The organism is Microbulbifer sp., from assembly GCF_036563125.1.
Taxonomy (GTDB): Bacteria; Pseudomonadota; Gammaproteobacteria; order Pseudomonadales; family Cellvibrionaceae; genus Microbulbifer.
Map to the genome: position 1 here is coordinate 23,950 of NZ_DATCMV010000034.1, position 23,330 is coordinate 47,279.

Consider the following 23,330-nt stretch of genomic DNA (forward strand, 5'->3'; position numbering starts at 1 on the left):
AGTTTTGTGTCGCAATTTAGTCGAATTGTACGCCATCATGGCGTTAAACGCATTCAAATCCGCTGAATCATGACCAGAAACGGTCCGCTGGTAACCAGACTGTATTGTGCGACACTGCTAGACTCTGAGTCGTTTCCAGGCGCTGTACTGGCGCGCTGGAAAACGGGCGATAAAACGGACTTACGCCCAACGAAGTCCTAAAATAACCATTCCGTATTTTCCCCGAGAGAACATGCGATGTTGAAAAATACCCCCTGGTCGACCCGCGTGATTCGCGGTTCCACCGCCCTGCTTGTCCTTTTATTGCTAGCCGCCGCGGCCGCCTGGTTCTGGCTTCGCCTAAGCCTGCCGCTATTAGATGGTGAGCTCGACACCGGCCTGGTGGAAAAGCCGGTAACCATTGCCCGCGATGAACAGGGTGTGGCCTTCATTACCGCGGAGAAGCGCACCGACAGCGCTTTCGCCCTCGGCTTCCTGCATGCGCAGGAGCGTTTTTTCCAGATGGATCTTCTGCGCCGTAACTCATCCGGTGAGCTGTCTGAACTGGTGGGTGAAGCGGCGCTGGAGCACGACCAGGAAATCCGCATTCACCAGTTCCGCGCTCGCGCCGAGCGTAATATCGCCGCCATGCCAGCGGAGCAACAGGCAATACTCGAGCACTACGCCGCGGGCGTGAACTACGGGTTGGCCCAATTGGGCGCTGCGCCCTGGGAATACGCACTGCTCCGACAGCAGCCGCGCCAGTGGGTGCCGGCCGACAGTCTGCTGACCATCTTCAGCATGTACCTTACCCTGCAGAGCAATACCGGTAGTTTCGAGCTGCGGGATAATGCCTTGGCAGATCTGTTGCCCGGCGACCTGTACGAGTTCTTCGTACCCAAGGGTGGTATCTGGGATGCACCGCTGATTGGTGACGCCCGCGGCCCACTGGCTATGCCGGAAACCCATATCGCCGCACTGGTACAGGACGGTGAGCCCATGGTTCGGCAAAAGATGGAAAGCGAAGACATGATCTTCGGCAGCAACAACTGGGTGGTTGGTGGTGCGCTGACGGAACACGGCGCAGCCATAGTGGCCGACGATATGCATCTCAGCATAACCGTGCCCAACATCTGGTTTCGCGCGGGATGGAATGTACCCGGGACTGACTTCGTGATGCGTGGTGCCACGCTGCCCGGCGGCCCAATCATTGTCGCCGGCAGCAACGGCAAGGTCGCCTGGGGCTTCACCAATACCACTGCGGACTGGGGCGACCTGATTCCGCTGGAGCTGTCTGCAGATGGCCAGCAGTACCGCACGCCCGATGGCTGGCGGGATTTTGAGATCGTCAAAGAGGAGATCGCGGTCAAGGGCAAGCAGCCAGCCAGTGTCGAAATCCGCAAGACCATCTGGGGTCCGGTGGTAGCCGAAAACCACAAGGGTACCCCCCTCGCCTATCGCTGGGTCGCCCATGACGCCCGCGGTGCCAATATGAACATCCTCAATCTGGAAACCGTTACCAGCACCCGCGAGGCCATGAATCTGGCGCCGGAGTTGGGTCTGCCGCACCAGAACTTCGTGCTCGGTGATGCCGACGGCAATATCGGCTGGACAGTGGCCGGACCGATTCCCCGCCGTGTGGGCCTGGATGGCAGCCGCTCGGTAAGCTGGGCGGACGGTACTGCTTATTGGGATGGTTACCTGCCGCTGGAAGAGCACCCACATGTGTACAACCCACCCTCCCACCGGATCTGGACGGCCAACTCCCGCACCATGGATGGCGAATACCTCAAGGTGATGGGCGACGGCGGCTACGCCCTCGGTGCAAGACAGCAACAGATCCGCGACGACCTGTTTGCCCGTGAGCACTTTACCGAACAGGACCTGCTGGATATCCAGCTGGACGACCGCGCGGTATTCCTGGAGCGCTGGCAACGGCAGCTGAGTGCCCTGCTCGGCTCCGTTGAGGGCTATGACGAGGTAAAAGAACAGGTAAGCAACTGGGGTGGGCGCGCCAGCGCGGATTCCGTCGGCTACCGCATCGTGCGCAACTTCCGCCTGCGCTTTATCGACCTGGCAACAGCACCAGTACTCACATTTATGCAGCGTCACAATACGGATTTTTCATTCGGGCGTTCAAACCGCCAGGTGGAGTACCCGGCGTGGGAAATGCTGGCTAACGAGCCGGAGCATCTGCTGAATCCGGAGTTTGAATCCTGGAATGCACTCAAACTGGCGGCCCTCGATCAGGTGCTGACAGACATGGCAAAAGATGGTTTGCCGTTCCCACAGCAGACCTGGGGCGTGGAGAATACGGCGAAAGTTCGGCATCCGCTGGGACGTGCGGTGGCGGCGGTGAACTGGTTTACGGCCATGCCGGCGGATCACCTTTCTGGCGACTCCCATATGCCGCGCGTCCAATCCTCCACCAAAGGCGCGTCCGAACGCATGGTTGTAGCGCCGGGACATGAAGAGCTGGGCATTTTTCATATGGCCACCGGCCAGAGCGCTCATCCGCTGTCGCCGTTCTTTGGTAACGGTCATGAGGACTGGGTCCAGGGTAACCCTTCACCGATCAAGGAACAGGCAACCCGCTACACATTGAAACTGCACTGATTTTCGAAGCTGTAACCTCGCAAAAAGGCGCCCTGGGTGGGCGCCTTTTTTTGTTTACTGGAGTGCACACGAGCGCCGCGGAGGCGCCAGTAGTGCTTTCCCTGCGCCCCAAGGCAGGCGCGATGGCAGCGCCATCCGCGAGGCTTGAACAACGCCTGCTTACCATGAGCCGAATGTATTAACAGGGTCATTTATCGTTTTAGTAGATGGATTTAAGCGTTTTTTTATGATTTTTTATCTATTAAACCGGTGCTTCAATGTTTCCAACGGGCAACCAGTAACCCATTGGAGATCCACAAATGACGACATCGACCCGAAAACTTCTCAAGATTCAGACCAGCCTGTTTCAGAACGGTGGGCAATCTTCCCAACTGATCAACCAATTTGCCGATAACTGGCTCGCTGCAAATCCGGGCGGCCAAGTTGTCTTGCGCGATTTGGCGACCAATCCGGTCCCTCATCTCGACCTGCCGCGTTTCCAGGCGCTCAGCAGTGACCCCGCGAACCGCACAGAGGAGCAGCAAGCGGTGGTCGATTTCTCCGACGCATTGATTGAAGAAATTCGGGCCGCGGACACACTGGTATTCGGCATCCCCATGTACAACTTCAGTGTACCCTCCTCTTTGCACGCCTACTTTGATCATATCGCGCGTGCCGGGGTGACCTTCCGCTATACGGAAAATGGCCCGGAAGGCCTGCTCACCGGCAAGCGAGCTTACGTGGTCATTACCCGCGGAGGCTTGTATGGCGAGGAGCACGCGCAGACCAACTTCATCCGCCAGATCCTGGGCTTTATCGGCATTACGGATGTGGAATTTATCCATGCTGAGGGCTTGGCGATCAGCGATGAATCCAGAAATGCAGCACTGAACACAGCGCGAGAACGCCTCGCGCAGCTGGCTTGAATTAAGCCACCGGCACTATCATACCTGCGTGCTTGGGGTGACTGCGGTCACCCTTTTTTATGCGTGATTCCGTATGGCCACAACAACGATACCACTACCCCGCAACCACAAGGGCTCACGCCGTTTCGTCGAGAATCGCGAAAGAAAGGAATGAGGTGAGAAGTCCCAGACCGAGAATGAACGGCAGGAGCGGAAAGCAGATCATCAGCAGAGAAGAACCGATCCAAAGGTTCTTTACCCAGTTGCGTTTTACCCGGTATTTGCGCGAATAGCGCCGCAGATGGCTGTCGTCTTCTTTGGGAAGCACAATTTCACTCTCCCGCGGCAGAAAACTGCGCACCAGAAGCGTGCAATAGAAACGAAGCAGCATCCAAAACATAGAATCACCACTGGCAAACAACTCCCTCAGTATAGATAGGGGTTTGCCAGTGGATGGGCGCAGAAGAGGTTTACGCCCGCGTGGAGCGCCCGATGGCGGCTACTGATACCAGCCGAGGCTTTCGCGCAGTGTCACCACACCCCCGATGATGGTGAGTGCCGGCGCCTCAACCTTGTGGGTTTCCGCCAGTTCCGGCAGTGTGCCGATGGTGCCCACAATCACCCGCTGGTCCCGGGTTGTACCTTTCTCCACCAGCGCCGCCGGAGTATCCGCGTCCATGCCGTGGGCGATCAGCTTTTCGGAAATCGTAGGCAGGCCGGTGAGGCCCATGTAAAACACCAGCGTCTGGTTTCTGGTGATGAGCTCTTCCCACGGCAGCACCAGATCGCCCTGCTTCAGGTGACCGGTGATGAAACGTACGGACTGTGCGTGGTCCCGGTGGGTCAACGGAATACCGGAATAGGCAGAGCAGCCGATGGCGGCGGTAATGCCCGGCACCACCTGGAACGGCACACCAGCTTCTGCCAGCTTGTCGATTTCTTCCCCGCCGCGGCCAAACACAAAGGGGTCACCGCCCTTCAGGCGTAGTACTTTTTTGCCCTCTTTGGCGAGATCCACCAGCAACTGGTTGATATCGTCCTGTGGCACGGAGTGGAACTGCTTCATCTTGCCGACATAAATACGCTCGGCATCGCGGCGCACCAGCTCCAGCACTTCCGTGGAAACCAGCCTGTCGTAGAGCACTACGTCCGCCTGCTGCATCAGGCGCAGGGCGCGAAAGGTGAGCAGGTCCGGATCGCCGGGGCCACCGCCGACCAGATACACCTCACCGCTCGCGGCGGGTTTATCCTGCCAGCGCCGTAATTCTTCCAGCACCGCCTGTTCCGCCTCCGCCTTGTGGCCACGCTCAATCTGGCCCACCACCGGGCCATTGAAGACCCAGTGCCAGAAATCCTTGCGCTGGGTTTCCGGCAATGCGGCCTTAACCGCACCGCGCAGGCGACCGGCCAGATCCGCGATCAGGCCAAGACCGGGCGACAACAGGGTTTCAATCTGCGAGCGCAGCATACGGGTGAGAACCGGTGCGGAACCACCACTTGAGATGCCAATGGCCACGGGGCCGCGCTCGACAATGGAGGGAAAAGTGAAGGTGCAAAGTTCCGGGGAGTCCACCACATTGACCGGCAGCCGCCGCTCTTGGGCATCAACGGAAACCTGCGCGTTGACCTCGCTGTCGGCGGTAGCGGCAACCACCATTTCGACATGCTCCAGCAGGTCACTGCGGTAGCGGCCAACGATATATTCACCACCGCTGGCCAGAACCAGCTGGCGCAGCTCGTCGGTAATGTCCGGAGCTACAACCAGCAGGCGCGCCTCCGCCTTGTTGAGTAATCGCGCTTTGCGCGTGGCGATAGAGCCGCCCCCGACAATCAGGCAGGGGCGATTTTTCAAATCAAACGCGAGAGGCAGGTAACGCAAGTTCTTATTCCATACTGCTTAGCCGATCTTGGTTGCGCCCCCCATGTACGGGCGCAGTACTTCCGGTACCTCGATACTACCATCGGCCTGTTGGTAGTTTTCCAGCACCGCAATCAGCGTACGGCCCACCGCCAGCCCCGATCCATTCAGGGTGTGCAGCAGTTCCGGCTTGCCCGTCTCCGGGTTGCGCCAGCGGGCTTTCATACGCCGGGCCTGGAAGTCGCCCATCAGAGAGCACGAGGAAATTTCCCGGTACTTATCCTGGGACGGAATCCACACTTCCAGGTCATAGGTTTTGGTTGCACCGAAACCCATATCGCCGCCACACAGCACCACGGTGCGGTACGGCAGATCCAGTTTCTTCAGAACATTTTCTGCATGACCGGTGAGCTGTTCGAGCACGTCCATGGACTGATCCGGGCGGGCAAAACACACCAGCTCCACTTTTTCGAACTGGTGCTGACGGATCATGCCGCGGGTGTCGCGACCGTGTGAACCGGCTTCTGAGCGAAAACAGTTGGTATGGCTGACAAACTTGTGCGGCAGTGACGCTGCATCTTCGATGATCTCGTCGCGATACAGGTTTGTCAGTGGTACTTCTGCCGTGGGGATGAGGTAAAAACCACGCTCGTCCTCCAGCTTGAACAGATCCTCAGCAAACTTGGGCAGCTGCGAGGTACCGTACAGGGAATCGCTATTTACAATGACCGGCACATTGGCTTCTTGATAACCGTGCTCTTCTACGTGCAGATCAAGCATGAATTGTGCCAATGCACGATGCAGCTTCGCCACCTGGCCGGTCATTACCGCGAAGCGCGAACCGGTGATTTTGCTCGCCACTTCAAAATCCAGCCCGCCGAGGCGCGCGCCCAGGTCTACATGGTCGCGAACTTCGAAATCGAAACTGCGCGGGGTGCCCCACTGGCGCACTTCCACATTGTCATTCTCGTCCTTGCCTTCCGGCACCGATTCGTGCGGCAGGTTTGGGATAGCCAGCAGCATGTCATCGAGCTGCTCTTGTAGCTCGGTCAGCGCCTGTTTGGCCTCGGTCAACTGACCACCCAGAGATTCGACTTCCTTCAGCAGCGGGGCAATATCCTCACCATTCGCCTTGGCACGGCCGATGTTCTTGGATTTGCTGTTGCGCTCGTTCTGCAGCGCTTCGGTGCGCACCTGCAGCTCCTTGCGCTGCTCTTCGAGCTGTTCCAGTTTTGCTGTGTCCAGCTGCACGCCGCGCTTTGCGAGCGCCGCTGCAACGTCGTCGAGTTGGGTACGAATCAGTTTGGGATCGAGCATGGTGATTTGATTACCGCGTTACAGATATTTCATTCCCAGCGAGATGGTGGCCGCGGTGGCTGCCAAACACGCCAGAAGGCTGACCGCTATATAGGCCAGCGCCGTTAAAGGCTGGCCATTGTGCCACAACAGCACGGTTTCCAGCGAGAAGGTAGAAAAGGTGGTGAGCGCACCAAACAGGCCTGTCATGATCAATAGGCGCCACTCGTGTCCGAGCATGCCGCGCTCCACAATCGCCACGTAAGCGACGCCGATCAGTAGTGAACCGGTGATGTTCACAATAAACGTCCCGAGAGGCAGCCGATTTTCAAAAACCGGAAAACTCCAGATGGCGACCAGGTGCCGCAGAACTGCGCCGATGGCGCCCCCCAGCGCAATTGCAATCCACTGCATGGGATACCCTTTTATTGTTCCCTGACTTTTATCCAGGCCGTTTTCCACGAGGCCAGCGTGGGGCGATTCTAACGCCTTTCAGTGTCTCTAGCGTCTGCTTGTATCGCTTACGTCTGCCTGTGTCGCTAACGCTTGTACGAGTCTGATGGACGCTCCGGCGCATAGCGCTGCAGCGGGCTCTCCTGGTTCAGGGCGCGCAGACGCTGAAGCTTTTCCTCAATCTTTAGCTCCAGACCGCGATTAACCGGGTGGTAGTAGCGGCGCCCGGCAATGGCTTCGGGGAAATAGTTCTCCCCCGCGGCGAATGCGTCAGGCTCGTCGTGGGCGTAGCGGTATTCCGCGCCGTGGGCCATTTCTTTGGCGAGCTTGGTGGGCGCATTGCGCAGATGGATCGGCACTTCATAACTGGGCTCGCGACGGATGTCCGCCAGCACCCGCTTATAAGCGCTGTAAACTGCATTGCTTTTGGCGGCGATCGCGAGGTAGACCACCGCCTGCGCAATCGCCAGCTCCCCTTCCGGGCTGCCGAGGCGTTCCTGAACGTCCCAGGCATTTAATGCAATCTCCAGCGCTCGCGGGTCTGCGTTGCCAATGTCTTCGCTGGCCATACGTACCACCCGGCGCGCCACATAGAGCGGATCACAACCGCCGTCGATCATGCGTGCAAACCAGTAGAGCGCTGCATCCGGGTCGGAACCACGCACGGATTTGTGCAGCGCAGAAATCTGGTCGTAGAAATAGTCGCCGCCCTTGTCGAAACGCCGCACATCCGCACTCAGCACTTCCGCAAGCACTTCGTCGTCAACCACCTGACGCCCGCCCTCTTCCCGCGACAAATCGCAGGCGATCTCCAGCAGATTGAGCGCGCTGCGCGCGTCGCCATCCGCGCTAAGGGTGATGCGCTCCAGTACCTCCGGCGTCATCTGGATATCGCGTGCGCGCAGCTCCTCATCTTCAGTCAGCGCGCGCTGCAACAGCCCCTGGAGTTCCGGCTGGCTCAGGCTGCGTAGCAGGTAAACCCGGCAGCGGGACAGCAAAGCATTGTTCAGTTCAAACGACGGGTTTTCCGTGGTGGCGCCGACAAAGGTCACCGTGCCCTCTTCCACGTAAGGCAAAAAAGCGTCCTGCTGGGACTTGTTGAAACGGTGCACCTCATCCACGAACAGGATGGTACCGCGGCCGAATTGCGCCGCGTGCTGCTCCGCCTCGGCCACGGCCTGGCGGATCTCTTTTACACCGGCAAGGACGGCGGACAGGGTTGCGAAGCGCACATCGCACTCCTGCGCCAGCAAACGAGCGAAGGTGGTTTTGCCGACCCCGGGCGGCCCCCACAGCACCATGGAGTGCAGCTGGCCCCGCTCCACCGCTTCACGCAGTGGTTTACCGGGGCCCAATAAATGCGTCTGGCCCACATAGTGGGCCAGAGTTTGGGGTCGCATACGCGCGGCCAGTGGCTGGTGCCGGGGCGGCGCCTGGAAAAGATCATTCATCGCGGATGATGTCGGTACCTTTCGGCGGCTTGAAGTTGAACATTGCGGACGACAGTTTCGGGTTCGCCTGCAGGCCGCTGAACTGGATGTCAGTGGTCTGGCCCATGCCGTCGCGCACGGTCATTGCTGCCGGCAACCCTTTGCTGTCAAAGCGGATCACCATGGATTTGAACGGAGCGGATGCACTCTTGGGGGTCAGATAATAAGCCCCCTTCTTGCTCTCCACACTGAAGGAACTGCGGATATCCTCCACTTTGCCGCCGAGCAGTAATGCCGGGGTCTCTTTCATGCGGTTGTCTACCGGGCGGATGGTCACCTGCTCCAGATCCGGGTCATACAACCACAGCTTCTGGTTATTGGTCACCAGCAGTTGCGAAAACGGCTCGCCGGTCTGCCAGCGCAGCTTGCCCGGGCGCTGCACAGAAAAATTGCCGCTGCTCTTCTGCAGGGTCTTGCCCTTCTGGTCTTTAAGGGTCTGGCGGAATCCACCGGAGATCGAGCCGAGGGGCTGCAGCAGGCGGCTCAGTTCCTCACTGGCGTCGGCGCTCGCGCCCGCCGCACCGAAGGTGAATCCCAGTGCGATAAAAAGAATGCCAAGTGTACGTTTCATAAGTGCCTTCCAGATTTGCTGATCCTGTCCTTGAAGCCTAGTCGGCGGCAGGTGAACCCGGCCTGAACCGGGCAATCCTGTGGGACGGCATGATTTGTCAGGGCGGAGGAACCAGCACTTCCCGGTTGCCATTGGGCTGCTGAGCGGAAACCACTCCCGCTGCCTCCATGGCCTCGATCATGCGCGCGGCGCGATTGTAGCCGATGCGCAGCTGACGCTGCACGGATGAAATGGATGCCTTGCGGGATTTGGCCACAAACGCCACCGCCTCGTCGTACAGCGCGTCCGCCTCCGGATCGTCCTCGCCCCCTTCCGTGGCCATACCCGGTACCGGGATGCTGTTGTTGGAATCGTCCACAATGCCGTCGATATATTCCGGCTCGCCGCGGCGACACCAGTCCGCCACAACTTGGTGCACTTCGTGGTCGTCTACGAATGCACCGTGCACCCTTACGGGGAGTGCGGTACCTGGCGGCAGATAAAGCATATCACCGTGCCCCAGCAGCTGTTCGGCACCGCCCTGATCCAAAATGGTGCGCGAATCAATCTTGGAAGAGACCTGGAAAGCCATCCGTGTGGGCACGTTCGCCTTGATCAGGCCGGTGATCACATCCACGGACGGGCGCTGGGTCGCCAGCAGCAGGTGGATACCTGCCGCACGAGCCTTCTGGGCAATCCGCGCAATCAGTTGCTCTACCTTCTTGCCGACGATCATCATCATGTCGGCAAATTCGTCGATCACCACCACAATGGCGGGCAGCGGCTTCAGGTGCGGTGCAGTCTGATCTGCCTCCGGCACACTGGACATCGGGTCCGGCTGCCAGATCGGGTCCGTCAGAGGCTCACCGGCGGCGATGGCCTCTTTCACCTTGCGGTTGAAGCCAGCGAGATTTCGCACACCCATAGCCGCCATCAGTTTGTAGCGGCGCTCCATTTCCCCCACACACCAGCGCAGGCCATTCGCCGCATCGTTCATATCGGTGATGACCGGAGTCAGCAGATGGGGAATGCCCTCGTACACCGAGAGCTCGAGCATCTTTGGGTCCACCAGGATCAGACGGACTTCATCCGGGGTGGATTTGTACAGCAGGCTCAGCAGCATCACGTTGATGCCCACGGATTTACCGGAACCGGTGGTACCGGCCACCAGCAAGTGCGGCATCTTGGCCAGGTCCGCCACCACCGGCTGGCCGGCGATATCGTGCCCGAGTGCCAGGGTCAGGGCTGAGCCGGCTTTTTCGTAAAGTTCGGAACCCAACACCTCTGACAGACGCACCATCTGTCGATTCTCATTGGGGATCTCGATGCCCACCACCGATTTACCCGGAATCACCTCCACCACCCGCACACTGATCACAGCCAGGGAGCGCGCCAGGTCTTTGGCGAGATTGGTGATGCGGCTGACTTTTACACCTGCGGCGGGCTGGATTTCAAAGCGGGTCACCACCGGTCCGGGCAGCACCGAAACGACTTCGGCCACAACACCGAAATCTTTGAGCTTCAGCTCCAGCAAGCGCGACAGCGCTTCCAGCGCCTCACGGCTGAAACCGGCCTTTTTATTGGTTTCCGGGGCGTCCAGCAGGGACAGTGGCGGCAAATCGCCAGTTACCGGGCCTTTGAACAGCTCCCCCTGCTTTTCCTTCACCGCTCGCGGGCTCTGCTTCGGCGGTGGTGCGACCGGTGCGATCTGTGGCGGCTGGCGCTTGGCAGTGCGCTGCTTTTCCTCTTCAAAAACGGCCTTGCGCACGAGCACGGCTTCGCGGGCTACCCGCTGCTCTTCGCGCTCCTTGCGTGCACGCGCAAGGCGCTGGCCAAGCCAGCCGAACACAAACAGCACACTGCGGCCAATATCTTCAAACAGTTTCAGCCAGGACATACCGGTAAACACTGTGACACCGATGGCGAACATGGCCAGCAGCATGATGGTGGCGCCGACATAACCCAATCCGGTTTCCATAAAATCGGACACGGAGGCGCCAACGATGCCGCCATTGGAAAACGGCAACGGCTCGGAGGACTGGGCGAAACAGAGCGTGGCGAGTGCGGCACCGGAAACGAGCAGTAGCACCAGACCACCAACCCGTAGCGCAAAGAGTGGGCCGTGGAACCGGGCGTTCTTGTCCCGCAGGATGAGGTAAGCGCGCCAGCCGATCAGCACCGGAAACAGATACGCCATCCAACCCAGCAGCGACAGGCAGACATCGGCAAGCCACGCACCGGTCGGTCCGATGGCGTTATCGATGCCTCTGCCACTACCGGTGTGGGACCAGCCCGGGTCTTGCGGGCTGTAACTCAGGAGGCTGATGCCCGCAAGCAGCGCACCCGCCAGCAATGCGATCAACGACCCTTCACGCAGGATGCGCGCCATCAATGAGTCGGGGATGGCAGGGCTAGATTCAGTTTCGCTTTCCGCCTTCAATGGCTTACCTCAATGTTTATTTTTTGTTCGAGCCACGAGGGCTCGCGGTCTTTTATTGCAGCGCATCTGGCGCCAGATAACGTGAGTTTACTGCTATCTCGCTTTACGCGCGTCAGTGCAGCTTCAACTTTTTAACGATGACGCTGTTTGCTCACGCTTTGATTCACCACGAGTTTATCCATTCCATTCCGGGGCCTGTGTACTACAGGCCCGCCTCAATATCCACCGCCGGCGCCGGTAACAAATCACTTTAAGATTGTTTTTTGCGTTATATATCAATGCCTTATGCTCACTTCCTAATGCACTCTTCACAACCTTCTAGATGATTTACACGCCATAGTTGGGACGCCTATCGCATTGCCTTCTACAACCGACCCGCCCATCATTTGATCAGCCTATAAAGACCCACAATTAGATAAATAAGGCCAAACTATTTGGTTCACTGAGCCGCCTCCCCTATCATTGCCAGCAATTTTTGCCAGCGGCAGGCGATATAGCGCCTTGATATTGCCGATATTGACTCGATATCGGTGACAGAGTTTCTGTTACCACGGTGTGGCTGAACTATACAGCACGCCAATGCGCAATCTCCGCGGAGCCGCTGGCCCCCGATTTTCACGATAAAGTTTTCAACATTAGAAGTATTGAGAGTGCCGCCATGAGCAATCATCACCGACTGATCATCCTGGGCTCCGGCCCCGCCGGCTACACTGCCGCCATCTACGCTGCCCGCGCCAACCTGAACCCGGTGGTCATTACCGGAATGCAGCAGGGCGGCCAGCTCACCACCACCACGGAAGTAGAAAACTGGCCGGGTGGCGTACACGATCTGCAGGGCCCGGATCTGATGGTGCAAATGCAGCAGCACGCAGAGCGCTTCGACACCAACATCATTTTCGATCATATCCACGAAGTAGACCTCAAACAGCGCCCCTTCACTCTCAAGGGCAACGAGACCTACACCTGCGACGCACTGATTATCGCCACCGGCGCCTCTGCCCAGTACCTTGGCCTGCCGTCTGAGCAGACCTTCCAGGGCCGCGGCGTAAGTGCCTGCGCGACCTGTGACGGCTTCTTCTATCGCGACCAGAAAGTGGTGGTGGTCGGCGGTGGTAACACCGCAGTCGAAGAAGCCCTCTACCTGTCCAACATCGCCAGCGAAGTCACCCTGGTGCACCGTCGCGACGAACTGCGCTCCGAAAAGATCCTTCAGGATCGCCTTATGGAGAAGGCGCAGAACGGCAATATCAAGCTGTGCTGGCACCACACGCTGGAAGAAGTTCTGGGTGACGACGCGGGCGTGACCGGTGTGCGCCTGAAAAATGTTCAGGACGGTTCCACCAAAGAGCTGGAAGTATCCGGCGTGTTCATCGCGATCGGCCACAAGCCGAACACCGACATTTTTGCCGGCCAATTGGAAATGAACGGCGGCTACCTCGTGGTGGAGAGCGGCCTGAACGGCAATGCCACCCAGACCTCCATCCCCGGCGTATTTGCGGCCGGCGATGTGTCTGACCACATCTACCGCCAAGCGGTAACGTCCGCCGGTACCGGCTGTATGGCGGCACTGGATGCGGAGCGCTATCTCGACGCACAATAAGCCTGCAACCAGGCTTCTAGAAAAGGCGGCTGCAAAGCCGCCTTTTTTGTCTGTGGCTTGCATGAGGTGGCAAAACACGACTTCACCCCCTGCACGAGAGAAACGACACCGACATAGGGCCTCAAACGTGAGTCACGGCACGAACAACATACTCACCCTGCTGGATCCAGAACTGGTCGTATTTCCCGATACCGCCAATGCGCTGGAAGACCCGGATGGCCTGCTGGCGGTGGGGGGCGACCTGACACCCGAGTGGCTGCTCGCGGCCTACCGTCGGGGCATATTTCCCTGGTTCTCCGATGACCAGCCCATTCTCTGGTGGTCCCCTTCAGCCCGCTGCGTGGTGCGTCCGCAGACCCTGAACTTCAGTCGCAGCCTGCGTAAAGTGATTCGTCAGGGGCGCTACCAGGTGACGTTCGACCGCGCCTTTGAAGCGGTAATGGAAGCCTGCGCCGCTCCCCGAGCGGATCAGGCGGGCACCTGGATCACCGAGGAAATGCGCGATGCCTACGGGGCGATGCACCGGCTCGGGTATGCGCACTCTATTGAGACGTGGTTGAACGGGGAGCTGGTTGGCGGTCTGTACGGACTGGCAATAGGCCGGATTTTCTTTGGTGAATCCATGTTTCACCGCGCCACCGATGCCTCCAAAGTAGCCTTTGCTCATCTCGCACGACAATTAGCTTCCTGGGGCTGCGAATTCATCGACTGCCAGGTCAGCAACCCACATACCCTGAGCCTCGGCGCCGAAGAGCTGCCCAGGGCGGAGTTCGAATCGATCCTCCGGGGCGAGGTGGATAAACAGGGATTCCCCACAGCCTGGCCCTCGGCGCCCTCACCCGGCTTGTTTGATACGCCTTAGGTACATCTGGCGCGTTTGTGTTTTTTGTGACGGCAAATTACCCTCGGGTCTGAAAATGCCAGTACTCGAACAGTGACCGCACTGTCACCACATTCACGCGGCAACTTCAGCCGCGCAAACATGGAATGACCACGGCCGCGAGCTATGTGTAACAACATTCGACAACGGGAAGCCCGCACACCATGAGCCAGTACTCCCAACTGGACTCCGTGCGCCTGCTCGCCACCCTGCCCCACCCCTGTGGCTATCTGGATGGCCGCGAGGCCACTACCGTGTTCGTCGATCCGCAAACCGCGGTAGATCAGCGCCTGTACAGCCGCCTCTCCGAGCTGGGTTTCCGCCGCAGCGGCAACTATCTCTATCGACCCCAGTGCACACACTGCCAGGCCTGTATTCCGGCGCGAGTGCCGGTAGAGCTGTTTGCTCCCAATCGCAACCAGCGCCGCTGCTGGCGACGAAACCGGGATCTGGATGTATTCCACCGCTACGACATCGATACCGATGAACACTACGACCTGTATGCGCGCTATATTGAGGGCCGACACGCGGACGGTGAAATGTACCCCCCGAGTCGCGATCAATTTCGCAGCTTCCTCAATAACGCCTGGGGCACTACCCGCTATCTGGAGTTTCGCGCGCGCGGGAAACTGCTGGCGACGGCAGTTACCGATGTGTTGAGCGGCGGTGTATCCGCCATCTATACCTTCTACGACCCGGATGAAATCAAGCGGGGCCTTGGCAGCTACTCAATTCTTTACCAGATTGAATGGGCGCGGCGTCTGGGCCTGCCGAGCCTGTATCTGGGATACTGGATTTCCGAGTGCCACAAGATGGCCTATAAAAGTCAGTTCCAGCCGCTGGAAATCCTCCAGGGCGGGCGCTGGACCCTGAAGTCAGGTAATCCGGACTCGTAAGGCCATATTTCCGCTCATTTTCACCATTTCTACCGACCATGTGGTTTCGCTTGGCGTGATGCCACTTTTCGTGCAAAATGCACGCCCGTCGTACCGCTGGGCTCCCGCTTTGCGAGCCATAATTACCTGGCGGAATAGCAAGTACACATTAATCAAAGGTTCCTGCCGCATGGCAAAAGACGATTACATTGAAATGGAAGGCGAGGTGATCGACACCCTGCCCAACACCACATTCCGAGTAAAACTGGAAAATGGACATGTGGTAATCGCGCACATTTCCGGCAAGATGCGCAAAAACTACATTCGTATCCTGACCGGCGACAAGGTAAAGGTTGAGCTCACTCCCTACGACCTGAGCAAAGGCCGCATTACCTACCGCGCCCGCTGAATACCGCTCCGGTCTGCGCCGACAATCAACAAGCGCAAATGTCCGGACAATAAAAAAGCCACCTTTAAGGTGGCTTTTTTGGTTACACGGTCTTCCGAAAAATCAGTACTGATGGCTCACTGCAGTCAGTGCAGTGCCGGTACCGCGGTATTGATCTTGAGTTGATCGTTCTCCACGGTCACCTCGACCTTGCCCCCCTCTTCTGACAGCTCGCCGAACAATACGGCCTCCGCCAGTGGTTTGCGCAGCTTTTCGCGGATCAGGCGTGCCATCGGGCGCGCCCCCATCTTCTCGTCATAGCCGTGAATCGCGAGCCATTCACGCGCTTCATTGTCCACCTCGAGGGTAACGCGGGAGTCATCCAGTTGCGCCTGCAGCTCAACCACAAACTTGTCCACCACGGTTTTGACCACATCCATGCTCAGTGCGCCGAACTGAATGATGCTGTCCAGGCGATTGCGGAATTCCGGAGTGAACATTTTCTTGATCTCCTCCATTCCGTCAGTGGTGTGATCCTGGCTGGCAAAACCGATTGAGCGCCGACTCATCAGCTCGGCACCTGCGTTAGTGGTCATAATCAGGATGACATTGCGGAAGTCGGCTTTGCGGCCATTGTTGTCGGTGAGGGTACCGTGATCCATCACCTGCAACAGGAGGTTGAACACTTCAGGGTGCGCTTTCTCGATCTCATCGAGTAGCACAACACTGTGGGGGTGCTTGGTGACAGCGTCCGTCAACAGGCCGCCCTGGTCAAAACCAACATAGCCCGGAGGCGCACCGATCAGCCGGGACACCGTGTGGCGCTCCATGTATTCCGACATATCAAAGCGGATCAGTTCAATTCCCATCACCTTCGCCAACTGGCGACAAAGCTCGGTTTTACCCACACCGGTGGGGCCGGCAAACAGGAAGGAACCTATGGGTTTCTCTTCGGCACCGAGACCGGCCCGGGAAAGCTTGATGGAGGTGCTCAGGGCCTCGATGGCGATATCCTGACCAAACACCACCATCTTCAGGTTGTCGTCGAGCTTCGCCAGCGCCGCCTTGTCGGAGGCGGACACGCTCTTCGCCGGAATCCGCGCCATTTTTGCCACCACCTGCTCAATCTCGCTGACGGTAATGGTGCTGGTGCGTTTTTCCGCAGGCAGCAGCGCCTGGTACGCACCCGCCTCGTCGATCACATCAATTGCCTTGTCTGGCAGAAAACGCTCGGTAATGTGGCGATTGGCCAATTGGGCGGCGGCCTCCAGGGCCGAATCGGTAAACCGCACCTTGTGGTGATCCTCAAAGCAGGATTTGAGCCCCTGCAGAATCTGTACGGTTTCGTCTACCGATGGTTCATGCACGTCGATTTTCTGGAAGCGGCGTGAAAGCGCGCGGTCTTTCTCAAAAATTCCACGGTACTCGTTAAATGTGGTGGAGCCGATACAGCGCATCTGGCCACTGGAGAGCAGTGGCTTCAGCAGATTGGAAGCATCCATGACGCCGCCGGACGCCGCACCGGCACCAATAATGGTGTGGATTTCGTCAATGAACAGCACGGCGTGTTCACGCTTTTTGAGCTCCGCCAACAGGGCCTTAAAGCGCTTCTCAAAGTCGCCACGGTATTTGGTTCCCGCCAGCAGCGAACCGAGATCCAGGGAGTAAATAGTGCTGTGCTGCAGTGGCTCGGGTACTTCACCATCGACAATTCGGCGGGCGAGACCTTCCGCAATCGCAGTTTTACCGACCCCGGACTCACCCACCAGGAGCGGATTGTTCTTACGGCGGCGCGCCAATACCTGAGTCACGCGCTCCACTTCCAGGGCGCGACCTACAAGCGGGTCGATGCGACCAAGAATGGCCTCCTGGTTAAGATTGGTGGCGTAGCTTTCCAGCGGATCTGAGCCGCCGGATTCCGATGTGGTACCGAGATCTTCGTCCACCTGCTCCGGTGATGGATCCGGGCTGTGGTGGGCGTTGTTGCCGCCGGACGAGCTGACGCGGGAGATGCCGTGTGTGATGTAATTCACCACATCAATCCGCGCCACGCTCTGCTGTTTGAGGTAGTAGACTGCCTGGCTTTCCTGCTCACAAAAGATTGCCACCAGTACGTTAGCTCCGGTCACTTCCTTTTTGCCGGATGATTGCACATGAAACACTGCACGCTGCAGCACCCGCTGGAACCCGAGTGTGGGCTGGGTTTCGCGCTCCGTATCATTTTCCGGAATCAGTGGCGTCGTGGAGTCCACGAACTCCAGCAGCTCCCGGCGCAGTGCGCTGAGATCCGCACCGCAGGCATGCAGAACATCCGCCGCGGATTCGTTGTCCAGCAGCGCCAGCAAAAGGTGCTCTACGGTCATGAACTCATGGCGTTTCGCCCGTGCACCTTTGAACGCTAGATTGAGCGTTACCTCTAAATCCTTGCTGAGCATCTGAACCTCAAACCTTACTGGCCAATGTAATCCGGGTTGCGGTTACACACCCGGTATTCATGTTTGTCGCCGCTGTACCGGCCGGAAAAATCACGCCTTTCAGGAGTCAGGCGCTGGAACTGCTTATTCAACCCTCCTCGCCGTTTTCATCGCCCTCGTCAGCCTCGATTTCACACAACAGTGGGTGCTCGTGATCTCTCGCAAACTGATTTACCTGCGCGGCCTTTGTTTCCGCTATATCCCGAGTATAGACACCGCAGATCGCTTTTCCCTTAGTGTGCACCTGCAACATCAGTTGAGTGGCGCGCTCTCGATTCACATAAAAGAAAAGTTCCAGCGCTTCGACCACAAACTCCATCGGGGTGTAGTCATCATTGAGCATGACCACCTTGTACATTGGCGGTCTTTTCAGTCGCGGCTTGGCTTCCGCCAGCGCGGTATCTCCGCCAGACTCGTAAAAACGGTCGTCGTCGCCCTCGCCTTCGTTCGAGTGTAGTTTAATGATTTGTGATTTTCCCATAGTGCAAGTCAATCAGGTTTCAAGAATCAGTTCACAGTACTGACGCCCGGAAAGTTTCAGTCCGGGCTCGACCGGGGTTAGACCGCGAATCGCCCGAAGGTATCAGTCACTGCAGTGAATTTGGCAAGCGGGCATTGTAACCGCAAACGCCAGCGGACACAGTCCGGGGGCTCTGATTCGCTTGACAACTACTGGGGTCTTGGCTACAAGAGGTAGTAACCGCGCCAAGCGGTTTAAAGGCACTAGCATTGAGTCGTACAAATGACTTTGTGCGAATAATGAAGCGCATGAAGCGCGATAACTATAACGAAAACTTATAGGCGGCCAGCAGTCGCCCCGGCAATTTAGAGGGATTTCGCCATGCCTACCGGTACCGTAAAGTGGTTCAATAACGCCAAGGGTTACGGATTTATTCTTGCGGATGAGGGCGGAGAAGATCTGTTCGCGCACTATTCGGCCATCCAGATGGAGGGCTACCGCACCCTGAAGGCTGGCCAGCAGGTCAACTTCGATATCATTCAGGGCGATAAAGGCTATCACGCAGCCAATATCAGCCTCGCCACAGCAAATGCCCCTCGCGCATCGTCGCCGGCACCCCAGGCGCAATCCGTACGCGAGAAAGAGACCGAGGAAGCGCTCGACTGACCTCGACGCGGCAGATGAAGCCGCAAACGGCTTCCTGCCCGCGACCAAACCCGACCAAGGCAAAGGGGATAGCCAGTAAAAACGGCCCGCCCTGCCGTTGGCACGACCGTACCAGTTCCATATCCCTGCTGCCCTCACGTACACTACAAATCCTCGCGGGCAAAAGTGACCGGCATAAAAAAAGCCCCGCACCTTTCGGCGCGGGGCTTTTTCATTCAGCGAAGAATCAAGCCATGTGCTTGATCACTTCCTCACCAAATGCGGAGCAGGATTTCAGCTCTGCACCGTCCATCAGACGCTCGAAGTCATAGGTAACGGTCTTCGCTTCGATCGCGCCTTCCATACCCTTGACTACCAGCTCGGCAGCCTCGTTCCAGCCCAGGTGACGCAGCATCATCTCAGCAGAAAGGATCAGGGAGCCCGGATTTACCTTGTCCTGGCCAGCGTACTTGGGCGCAGTGCCGTGGGTAGCTTCGAACAGGGCAACCTCATCAGACAGGTTGGCACCCGGGGCGATACCGATACCGCCTACCTGCGCAGCCAGTGCATCGGACAGGTAGTCACCGTTCAGGTTCAGGGTGGCGATCACGTCGTACTCGGCCGGACGCAGCAGGATCTGCTGCAGCATGGCGTCGGCGATTACATCCTTAACCACGATTTCCTTGCCGGTGTTCGGGTTCTTGAAGCTGCACCAGGGGCCGCCGTCGATCAGCTGCGCGCCGAACTCTTCGCGGGCCACTTCGTAGCCCCAGTCGGCGAAGGCACCTTCGGTGAACTTCATGATGTTGCCTTTGTGCACCAGGGTCAGGGAGTCGCGATCCTGGTCAATGGTGTACTGCAGGGCTTTGCGCACCAGGCGCTTGGTGCCTTCTTCAGAAACCGGCTTCACGCCGATACCGCAGTTTTCCGGGAAACGGATTTTCTTAACGCCCATTTCTTCGCGCAGGAACTTGATGACCTTGTTCGCTTCGTCGGAACCAGCTTTCCACTCGATACCCGCGTAAATGTCTTCGGAGTTCTCACGGAAGATCACCATGTCTACCTTGTTCGGCTCTTTAACCGGAGAAGGCACACCGCTGAACCAGCGAACCGGACGCTGACATACGTACAGATCCAGCTCCTGACGCAGAGCAACGTTCAGGGAGCGGAAGCCGCCGCCTACTGGAGTGGTCAGCGGGCCTTTGATGCTGACAACGTAATCTTTGATCGCTTCCAGGGTCTCGGCCGGGAACCAGTCACCGCTGTAGGTTTCTGCCGCTTTTTCACCACAGTAGATTTCCATCCAGGCGATGGACTTGTCGCCGCCGTAGGCCTTGCTGACTGCAGCGTCGATCACCTTGATCATTACCGGGGTGATATCCACACCGATGCCGTCACCTTCGATGAACGGAATGATCGGGGTGCTCGGTACGTTCAGAGAACCATCTGCATTGACTGTGATTTTTTCGCCGTTGGCCGGCACTTGGATATGACCCATTAAGTTGACTCCCGTAACTCTTTGACTAAACGCCCGGCTTTATCTGGGAAAAAACGGCATAATGCGCCGAACTTTCCACCGCCGGTCATGGTTGCCGCCCATTGTTTGCGTCGTTGCATACGCCGAGCCGGCTAAAAATCGGCGGGATTATATCAGTATCTGTCCAATTTTGTAGTTTGATTACAACCAAGGTACCAGAACCAACGTTCACCGAGCCTCATGACTCAACTCATTCTATTCAACAAGCCCTACGGCGTTCTCTGCCAGTTCACCGACCCGGAAGGTCGCCCCACCCTGGGGGATTACATCAAGACACCTGGGGTGTATGCCGCAGGCCGCCTGGACTACGACTCCGAGGGACTGCTGCTGCTTACGGACGACGGCCGCCTGCAGCACAAGATTGCCCACCCGGACAACAAACAACCCAAGGTCTACTGGGCACAAGTTGAGGGCGAGGTGATGGAAGAGGCATTGTATATGCTGCGCCACGGCGTCGACCTGAAAGACGGCCGCACCGCGCCGGCCAAGGCGCGAGTCATTGCCGAGCCAGAGAAAGATCTGTGGCCGCGCACCCCTCCCATCCGTGAGCGCAAATCGATCCCTACCACCTGGATCGAGCTGACCATTACAGAGGGGCGCAATCGTCAGGTACGGCGCATGACCGCCGCCGTCGGCCACCCTACCCTGCGCCTGATCCGCCGGTCCATCGGCACCTGGAGTCTTAACGGCCTGCAGCCAGGGGAACAGCGCACGGAAACCACCGGCCTCCCCCCGCTCAAGGGCAAACCGCAAACCCGCCACAAACCCGGAGCGGGAACGCGCAAGCCCGCGGGCTCCCGCAGTGGTCAGGGGCGCAGCCGCAAGCGCTGAAAGGAGCACCGGGCACACCTCTACGGGCCATTCGACTAGGCTGATAGGGAACTGGCGCGTATTTTTCTGGTGACTCGCCTCCCCCGCTTTTCGGACCAGATATCCGAAGATTGGTCAGCAAAGGGAATCGCGGGTAAAATGCGCCCCCATTTTCCAGCCCCCTGTGGGTTTCTGGGCACTTGGAGCTACTAAGGGTTGAAAACCCCTCCGCGCCCCTCACTTTAGTGACCCGGTATTCCATGTCAGATTCGGATATGTCTTTGCCTTCTAGCACCAACGACCAGCCAGTAAAGCCCAAGCGGGTAATCGTCGGCATGTCCGGTGGAGTGGACTCCTCCGTGGCCGCCTTGCTCCTGATGCAACAGGGCTACGAGGTCGAAGGGCTGTTCATGAAGAACTGGGACGAGGACGACGGCACCGAATACTGCACCGCGAAACAGGATCTGGCGGATGCCGAAGCGGTCTGTGCCCGTCTAGGCATCAAGCTCCATACCGCCAATTTCGCCGCCGAGTATTGGGATAACGTCTTCGAGTATTTCCTGGCGGAATACAAGGCGGGGCGCACACCAAATCCGGACATCCTGTGTAACCGCGAAATCAAGTTCAAGGTGTTTCTCGAATATGCCGAGATGCTCGGCGCCGACGCCATTGCCACCGGCCACTATACCCGGCGACGGGATGAGAACGGCCGCACCTACTTGTTAAAAGGGCTGGACGCGAATAAGGACCAGAGCTACTTCCTGCACGCCGTGGGCGAAGCGGAATTTGCCCGATCACTGTTTCCCATCGGCGAGCTGGAAAAGCCGGAAGTGCGCCGCATCGCCGAAGAGAATGGACTGATCACCCACAGCAAGAAAGACAGCACCGGCATCTGCTTCATTGGCGAGCGCCGCTTCAAGGACTTTCTTGAGCAGTACCTGCCGGCACAGCCCGGCGAAATGCAAACGCCGGAAGGGGAAGTCATGGGCCAGCACAGCGGCCTGATGTACCACACCATCGGCCAGCGTCAGGGCCTGGGTATCGGTGGCGTGAAGGGTGCCGGTGACCAACCCTGGTATGTGGTGGGCAAGGACCTCGACAAGAATGTGCTGATCGTGGCCCAGGGTAAACACCACCCCCTACTCTACTCCACCGGATTGACGGCTACCCAGACGCACTGGATCAATGGCGCCCCGCCGGCAAGTGAGTTCCGTGCAGCGGCCAAAACCCGCTACCGCCAGGAAGATCAGCCATGCCTGATCAAGGTGGGCGAAGATGGCAATCTGACGATTGCGTTCGACAAACCCCAGCGCGCCGTCACCCCCGGCCAATCGGTGGTCATTTACCAGGGCGAAGTCTGCCTCGGGGGCGCGGTGATCGAACAGGCTACCGGCATCGGCGAAATCGACATACAACACCCGGGCAACACCCAACAGGCTGCAGGGAGCAACAATTGAGTAACTGGCGAGATCAGGCACTGGCGCTGGCGGGCGTTTTTCAGGCTGCAATTCTGGTGGAGAGGCTGGCAAAAACCGGCACTGCGCCGACAGAGCAGATGGAAACCGCTGTTTACAGCCTGTTCCAGCAGAACCCGGAAACCACTGAGGACGTGTTTGGCGGTGTGGAAAAAGTGCTCGCGGGCCTGCGCGGCGCGCGCCAACTGCTCGCCACCCGCAGCCATCCGGAATACACCGACTGCCTGCGCTACGTGCTTTCTATTCTGTATCTGCAACGGCAGCTGGCGAAGAAACCCGGACTTCTGTCGATCATTGGCAGCCGATTGGAAAAGGCCCGTTCGCAGACCGACCACTTCGGAATCGGGCATGAGAATGTCTACGCCAACCTCGCCAGTATTTACAGCGACACCCTGAGCACCTTCCGCTTCCGCATCCAGGTACTCGGCGACTTCAATTACCTGCAGCAACAGCGCATCGCCAACCAGATCCGCACCATGCTGTTTGCCGGCGTGCGCTCCGCCATGCTCTGGCGACAACTCGGTGGGCGCCGCCTGCATCTGCTGTTTCAGCGCAAGAAGCTGATCGCAGCCATGGATGCGCTGGTGGCCAAATACGAATCACTGGAACACTAAATTTTT

Annotated in this window: 20 protein-coding genes; 10 read left to right on the top strand and 10 right to left on the bottom strand. The window is 58.3% G+C overall.

All coding sequences use genetic code 11. From position 1 onward, the window contains the following. Window positions 1-237 precede the first annotated feature (237 nt). Both VIL80_RS02350 and VIL80_RS02355 read left to right on the top strand, forming a co-directional pair. Window positions 238-2,595 (top strand): penicillin acylase family protein, encoded by a 2,358-nt coding sequence (locus VIL80_RS02350; RefSeq protein WP_332034551.1) that lies wholly within the window; start codon window positions 238-240, stop codon window positions 2,593-2,595. Window positions 2,596-2,894: 299 nt separating this feature from the next. After that, window positions 2,895-3,500 carry an FMN-dependent NADH-azoreductase gene (locus VIL80_RS02355; RefSeq protein WP_332034552.1) on the top strand — a complete coding sequence of 202 codons (606 nt, stop codon included), beginning with the start codon at window positions 2,895-2,897 and terminating at the stop codon, window positions 3,498-3,500. Window positions 3,501-3,615: 115 nt separating this feature from the next. Here the strand turns inward: VIL80_RS02355 and VIL80_RS02360 are convergent, their stop codons facing one another. The 7 genes from VIL80_RS02360 to VIL80_RS02390 form a co-directional block, all read right to left on the bottom strand. Next, a complete protein-coding gene (locus tag VIL80_RS02360; RefSeq protein WP_332034553.1) occupies window positions 3,616-3,879 on the bottom strand; it encodes a hypothetical protein in 264 nt (87 codons plus the stop codon). Window positions 3,880-3,978: 99 nt separating this feature from the next. Beyond that, the gene (cysG, locus tag VIL80_RS02365; protein ID WP_332034554.1) at window positions 3,979-5,358 is read right to left on the bottom strand and encodes a siroheme synthase CysG; all 1,380 of its coding nucleotides are present in this window, start codon (window positions 5,356-5,358) and stop codon (window positions 3,979-3,981) included. A gap of 18 nt (window positions 5,359-5,376) precedes the next feature. Further along, window positions 5,377-6,654, bottom strand: coding sequence for a serine--tRNA ligase (gene serS / locus VIL80_RS02370; RefSeq protein WP_332034555.1), 1,278 nt, complete (start codon window positions 6,652-6,654; stop codon window positions 5,377-5,379). Window positions 6,655-6,672: 18 nt separating this feature from the next. Next, window positions 6,673-7,095 carry a fluoride efflux transporter CrcB gene (gene crcB, locus VIL80_RS02375; RefSeq protein WP_332034556.1) on the bottom strand — a complete coding sequence of 141 codons (423 nt, stop codon included), beginning with the start codon at window positions 7,093-7,095 and terminating at the stop codon, window positions 6,673-6,675. Between the two features lie 77 nt (window positions 7,096-7,172). After that, a complete protein-coding gene (locus VIL80_RS02380) occupies window positions 7,173-8,537 on the bottom strand; it encodes a replication-associated recombination protein A (RefSeq protein ID WP_332034557.1) in 1,365 nt (454 codons plus the stop codon). After that, a complete protein-coding gene (lolA, locus tag VIL80_RS02385; protein ID WP_332034558.1) occupies window positions 8,530-9,147 on the bottom strand; it encodes an outer membrane lipoprotein periplasmic chaperone LolA in 618 nt (205 codons plus the stop codon). Before lolA ends, VIL80_RS02380 begins: the two co-directional genes overlap by 8 nt. A gap of 97 nt (window positions 9,148-9,244) precedes the next feature. After that, the gene (locus VIL80_RS02390; protein ID WP_414684513.1) at window positions 9,245-11,566 is read right to left on the bottom strand and encodes a DNA translocase FtsK; all 2,322 of its coding nucleotides are present in this window, start codon (window positions 11,564-11,566) and stop codon (window positions 9,245-9,247) included. Between the two features lie 658 nt (window positions 11,567-12,224). Here VIL80_RS02390 and trxB point away from each other — a divergent pair. The 4 genes from trxB (at window position 12,225) to infA (ending at window position 15,330) form a co-directional block, all read left to right on the top strand. Beyond that, complete coding sequence (trxB, locus tag VIL80_RS02395; RefSeq protein ID WP_332034559.1) at window positions 12,225-13,166, top strand: thioredoxin-disulfide reductase; 942 nt, start codon at window positions 12,225-12,227, stop codon at window positions 13,164-13,166. Between the two features lie 127 nt (window positions 13,167-13,293). Beyond that, window positions 13,294-14,028, top strand: a complete 735-nt coding sequence (gene aat / locus VIL80_RS02400; RefSeq protein WP_332034560.1) for a leucyl/phenylalanyl-tRNA--protein transferase — start codon at window positions 13,294-13,296, stop codon at window positions 14,026-14,028. Window positions 14,029-14,210: 182 nt separating this feature from the next. Continuing rightward, window positions 14,211-14,942, top strand: coding sequence for an arginyltransferase (locus VIL80_RS02405; protein ID WP_332034561.1), 732 nt, complete (start codon window positions 14,211-14,213; stop codon window positions 14,940-14,942). Between the two features lie 169 nt (window positions 14,943-15,111). After that, entirely contained in the window at window positions 15,112-15,330 is a 219-nt protein-coding gene (gene infA / locus VIL80_RS02410) for a translation initiation factor IF-1 (RefSeq protein WP_010130378.1), read from the top strand. Between the two features lie 125 nt (window positions 15,331-15,455). Here infA and clpA read toward each other — a convergent pair whose 3' ends face one another. Together clpA and clpS are read right to left on the bottom strand one after the other, a co-directional pair. Then, on the bottom strand, window positions 15,456-17,744 hold the full coding sequence (gene clpA / locus VIL80_RS02415) for an ATP-dependent Clp protease ATP-binding subunit ClpA (RefSeq protein WP_332034562.1): 2,289 nt from the start codon (window positions 17,742-17,744) through the stop codon (window positions 15,456-15,458). 127 nt (window positions 17,745-17,871) lie between these two features. After that, window positions 17,872-18,264 carry an ATP-dependent Clp protease adapter ClpS gene (gene clpS, locus VIL80_RS02420; protein WP_332034563.1) on the bottom strand — a complete coding sequence of 131 codons (393 nt, stop codon included), beginning with the start codon at window positions 18,262-18,264 and terminating at the stop codon, window positions 17,872-17,874. Window positions 18,265-18,624: 360 nt separating this feature from the next. On the opposite strand from clpS, the gene cspD reads away from it, so the two are divergent. After that, window positions 18,625-18,909: a cold shock domain-containing protein CspD gene (gene cspD / locus VIL80_RS02425; RefSeq protein WP_332034564.1), complete on the top strand. Its 285-nt coding sequence runs from the start codon at window positions 18,625-18,627 to the stop codon at window positions 18,907-18,909. Between the two features lie 226 nt (window positions 18,910-19,135). Here cspD and icd read toward each other — a convergent pair whose 3' ends face one another. After that, window positions 19,136-20,386, bottom strand: coding sequence for an NADP-dependent isocitrate dehydrogenase (icd, locus tag VIL80_RS02430; protein WP_332034565.1), 1,251 nt, complete (start codon window positions 20,384-20,386; stop codon window positions 19,136-19,138). Window positions 20,387-20,605: 219 nt separating this feature from the next. Here icd and VIL80_RS02435 point away from each other — a divergent pair, with 219 nt between their 5' ends. The 3 genes from VIL80_RS02435 (at window position 20,606) to hflD (ending at window position 23,324) form a co-directional block, all read left to right on the top strand. After that, window positions 20,606-21,256 carry a pseudouridine synthase gene (locus VIL80_RS02435; RefSeq protein WP_332034566.1) on the top strand — a complete coding sequence of 217 codons (651 nt, stop codon included), beginning with the start codon at window positions 20,606-20,608 and terminating at the stop codon, window positions 21,254-21,256. A gap of 254 nt (window positions 21,257-21,510) precedes the next feature. Next, window positions 21,511-22,692 carry a tRNA 2-thiouridine(34) synthase MnmA gene (gene mnmA, locus VIL80_RS02440; protein ID WP_332034567.1) on the top strand — a complete coding sequence of 394 codons (1,182 nt, stop codon included), beginning with the start codon at window positions 21,511-21,513 and terminating at the stop codon, window positions 22,690-22,692. Next, window positions 22,689-23,324 (top strand): high frequency lysogenization protein HflD, encoded by a 636-nt coding sequence (hflD, locus tag VIL80_RS02445; protein WP_332034568.1) that lies wholly within the window; start codon window positions 22,689-22,691, stop codon window positions 23,322-23,324. Before mnmA ends, hflD begins: the two co-directional genes overlap by 4 nt. Window positions 23,325-23,330 lie beyond the last annotated feature (6 nt).

Coding starts and splice junctions, on each gene's coding strand:
- VIL80_RS02350 (WP_332034551.1), top strand. CDS start 238: ATGTTGAAAAATACCCCCTGGTCGACCCGCGTGATTCGCGGTTCCACC.
- VIL80_RS02355 (WP_332034552.1), top strand. CDS start 2,895: ATGACGACATCGACCCGAAAACTTCTCAAGATTCAGACCAGCCTGTTT.
- VIL80_RS02360 (WP_332034553.1), bottom strand. CDS start 3,879: ATGTTTTGGATGCTGCTTCGTTTCTATTGCACGCTTCTGGTGCGCAGT.
- serS (WP_332034555.1), bottom strand. CDS start 6,654: ATGCTCGATCCCAAACTGATTCGTACCCAACTCGACGACGTTGCAGCG.
- VIL80_RS02380 (WP_332034557.1), bottom strand. CDS start 8,537: ATGAATGATCTTTTCCAGGCGCCGCCCCGGCACCAGCCACTGGCCGCG.
- lolA (WP_332034558.1), bottom strand. CDS start 9,147: ATGAAACGTACACTTGGCATTCTTTTTATCGCACTGGGATTCACCTTC.
- trxB (WP_332034559.1), top strand. CDS start 12,225: ATGAGCAATCATCACCGACTGATCATCCTGGGCTCCGGCCCCGCCGGC.
- VIL80_RS02405 (WP_332034561.1), top strand. CDS start 14,211: ATGAGCCAGTACTCCCAACTGGACTCCGTGCGCCTGCTCGCCACCCTG.
- infA (WP_010130378.1), top strand. CDS start 15,112: ATGGCAAAAGACGATTACATTGAAATGGAAGGCGAGGTGATCGACACC.
- clpA (WP_332034562.1), bottom strand. CDS start 17,744: ATGCTCAGCAAGGATTTAGAGGTAACGCTCAATCTAGCGTTCAAAGGT.
- clpS (WP_332034563.1), bottom strand. CDS start 18,264: ATGGGAAAATCACAAATCATTAAACTACACTCGAACGAAGGCGAGGGC.
- cspD (WP_332034564.1), top strand. CDS start 18,625: ATGCCTACCGGTACCGTAAAGTGGTTCAATAACGCCAAGGGTTACGGA.
- icd (WP_332034565.1), bottom strand. CDS start 20,386: ATGGGTCATATCCAAGTGCCGGCCAACGGCGAAAAAATCACAGTCAAT.
- VIL80_RS02435 (WP_332034566.1), top strand. CDS start 20,606: ATGACTCAACTCATTCTATTCAACAAGCCCTACGGCGTTCTCTGCCAG.
- mnmA (WP_332034567.1), top strand. CDS start 21,511: ATGTCTTTGCCTTCTAGCACCAACGACCAGCCAGTAAAGCCCAAGCGG.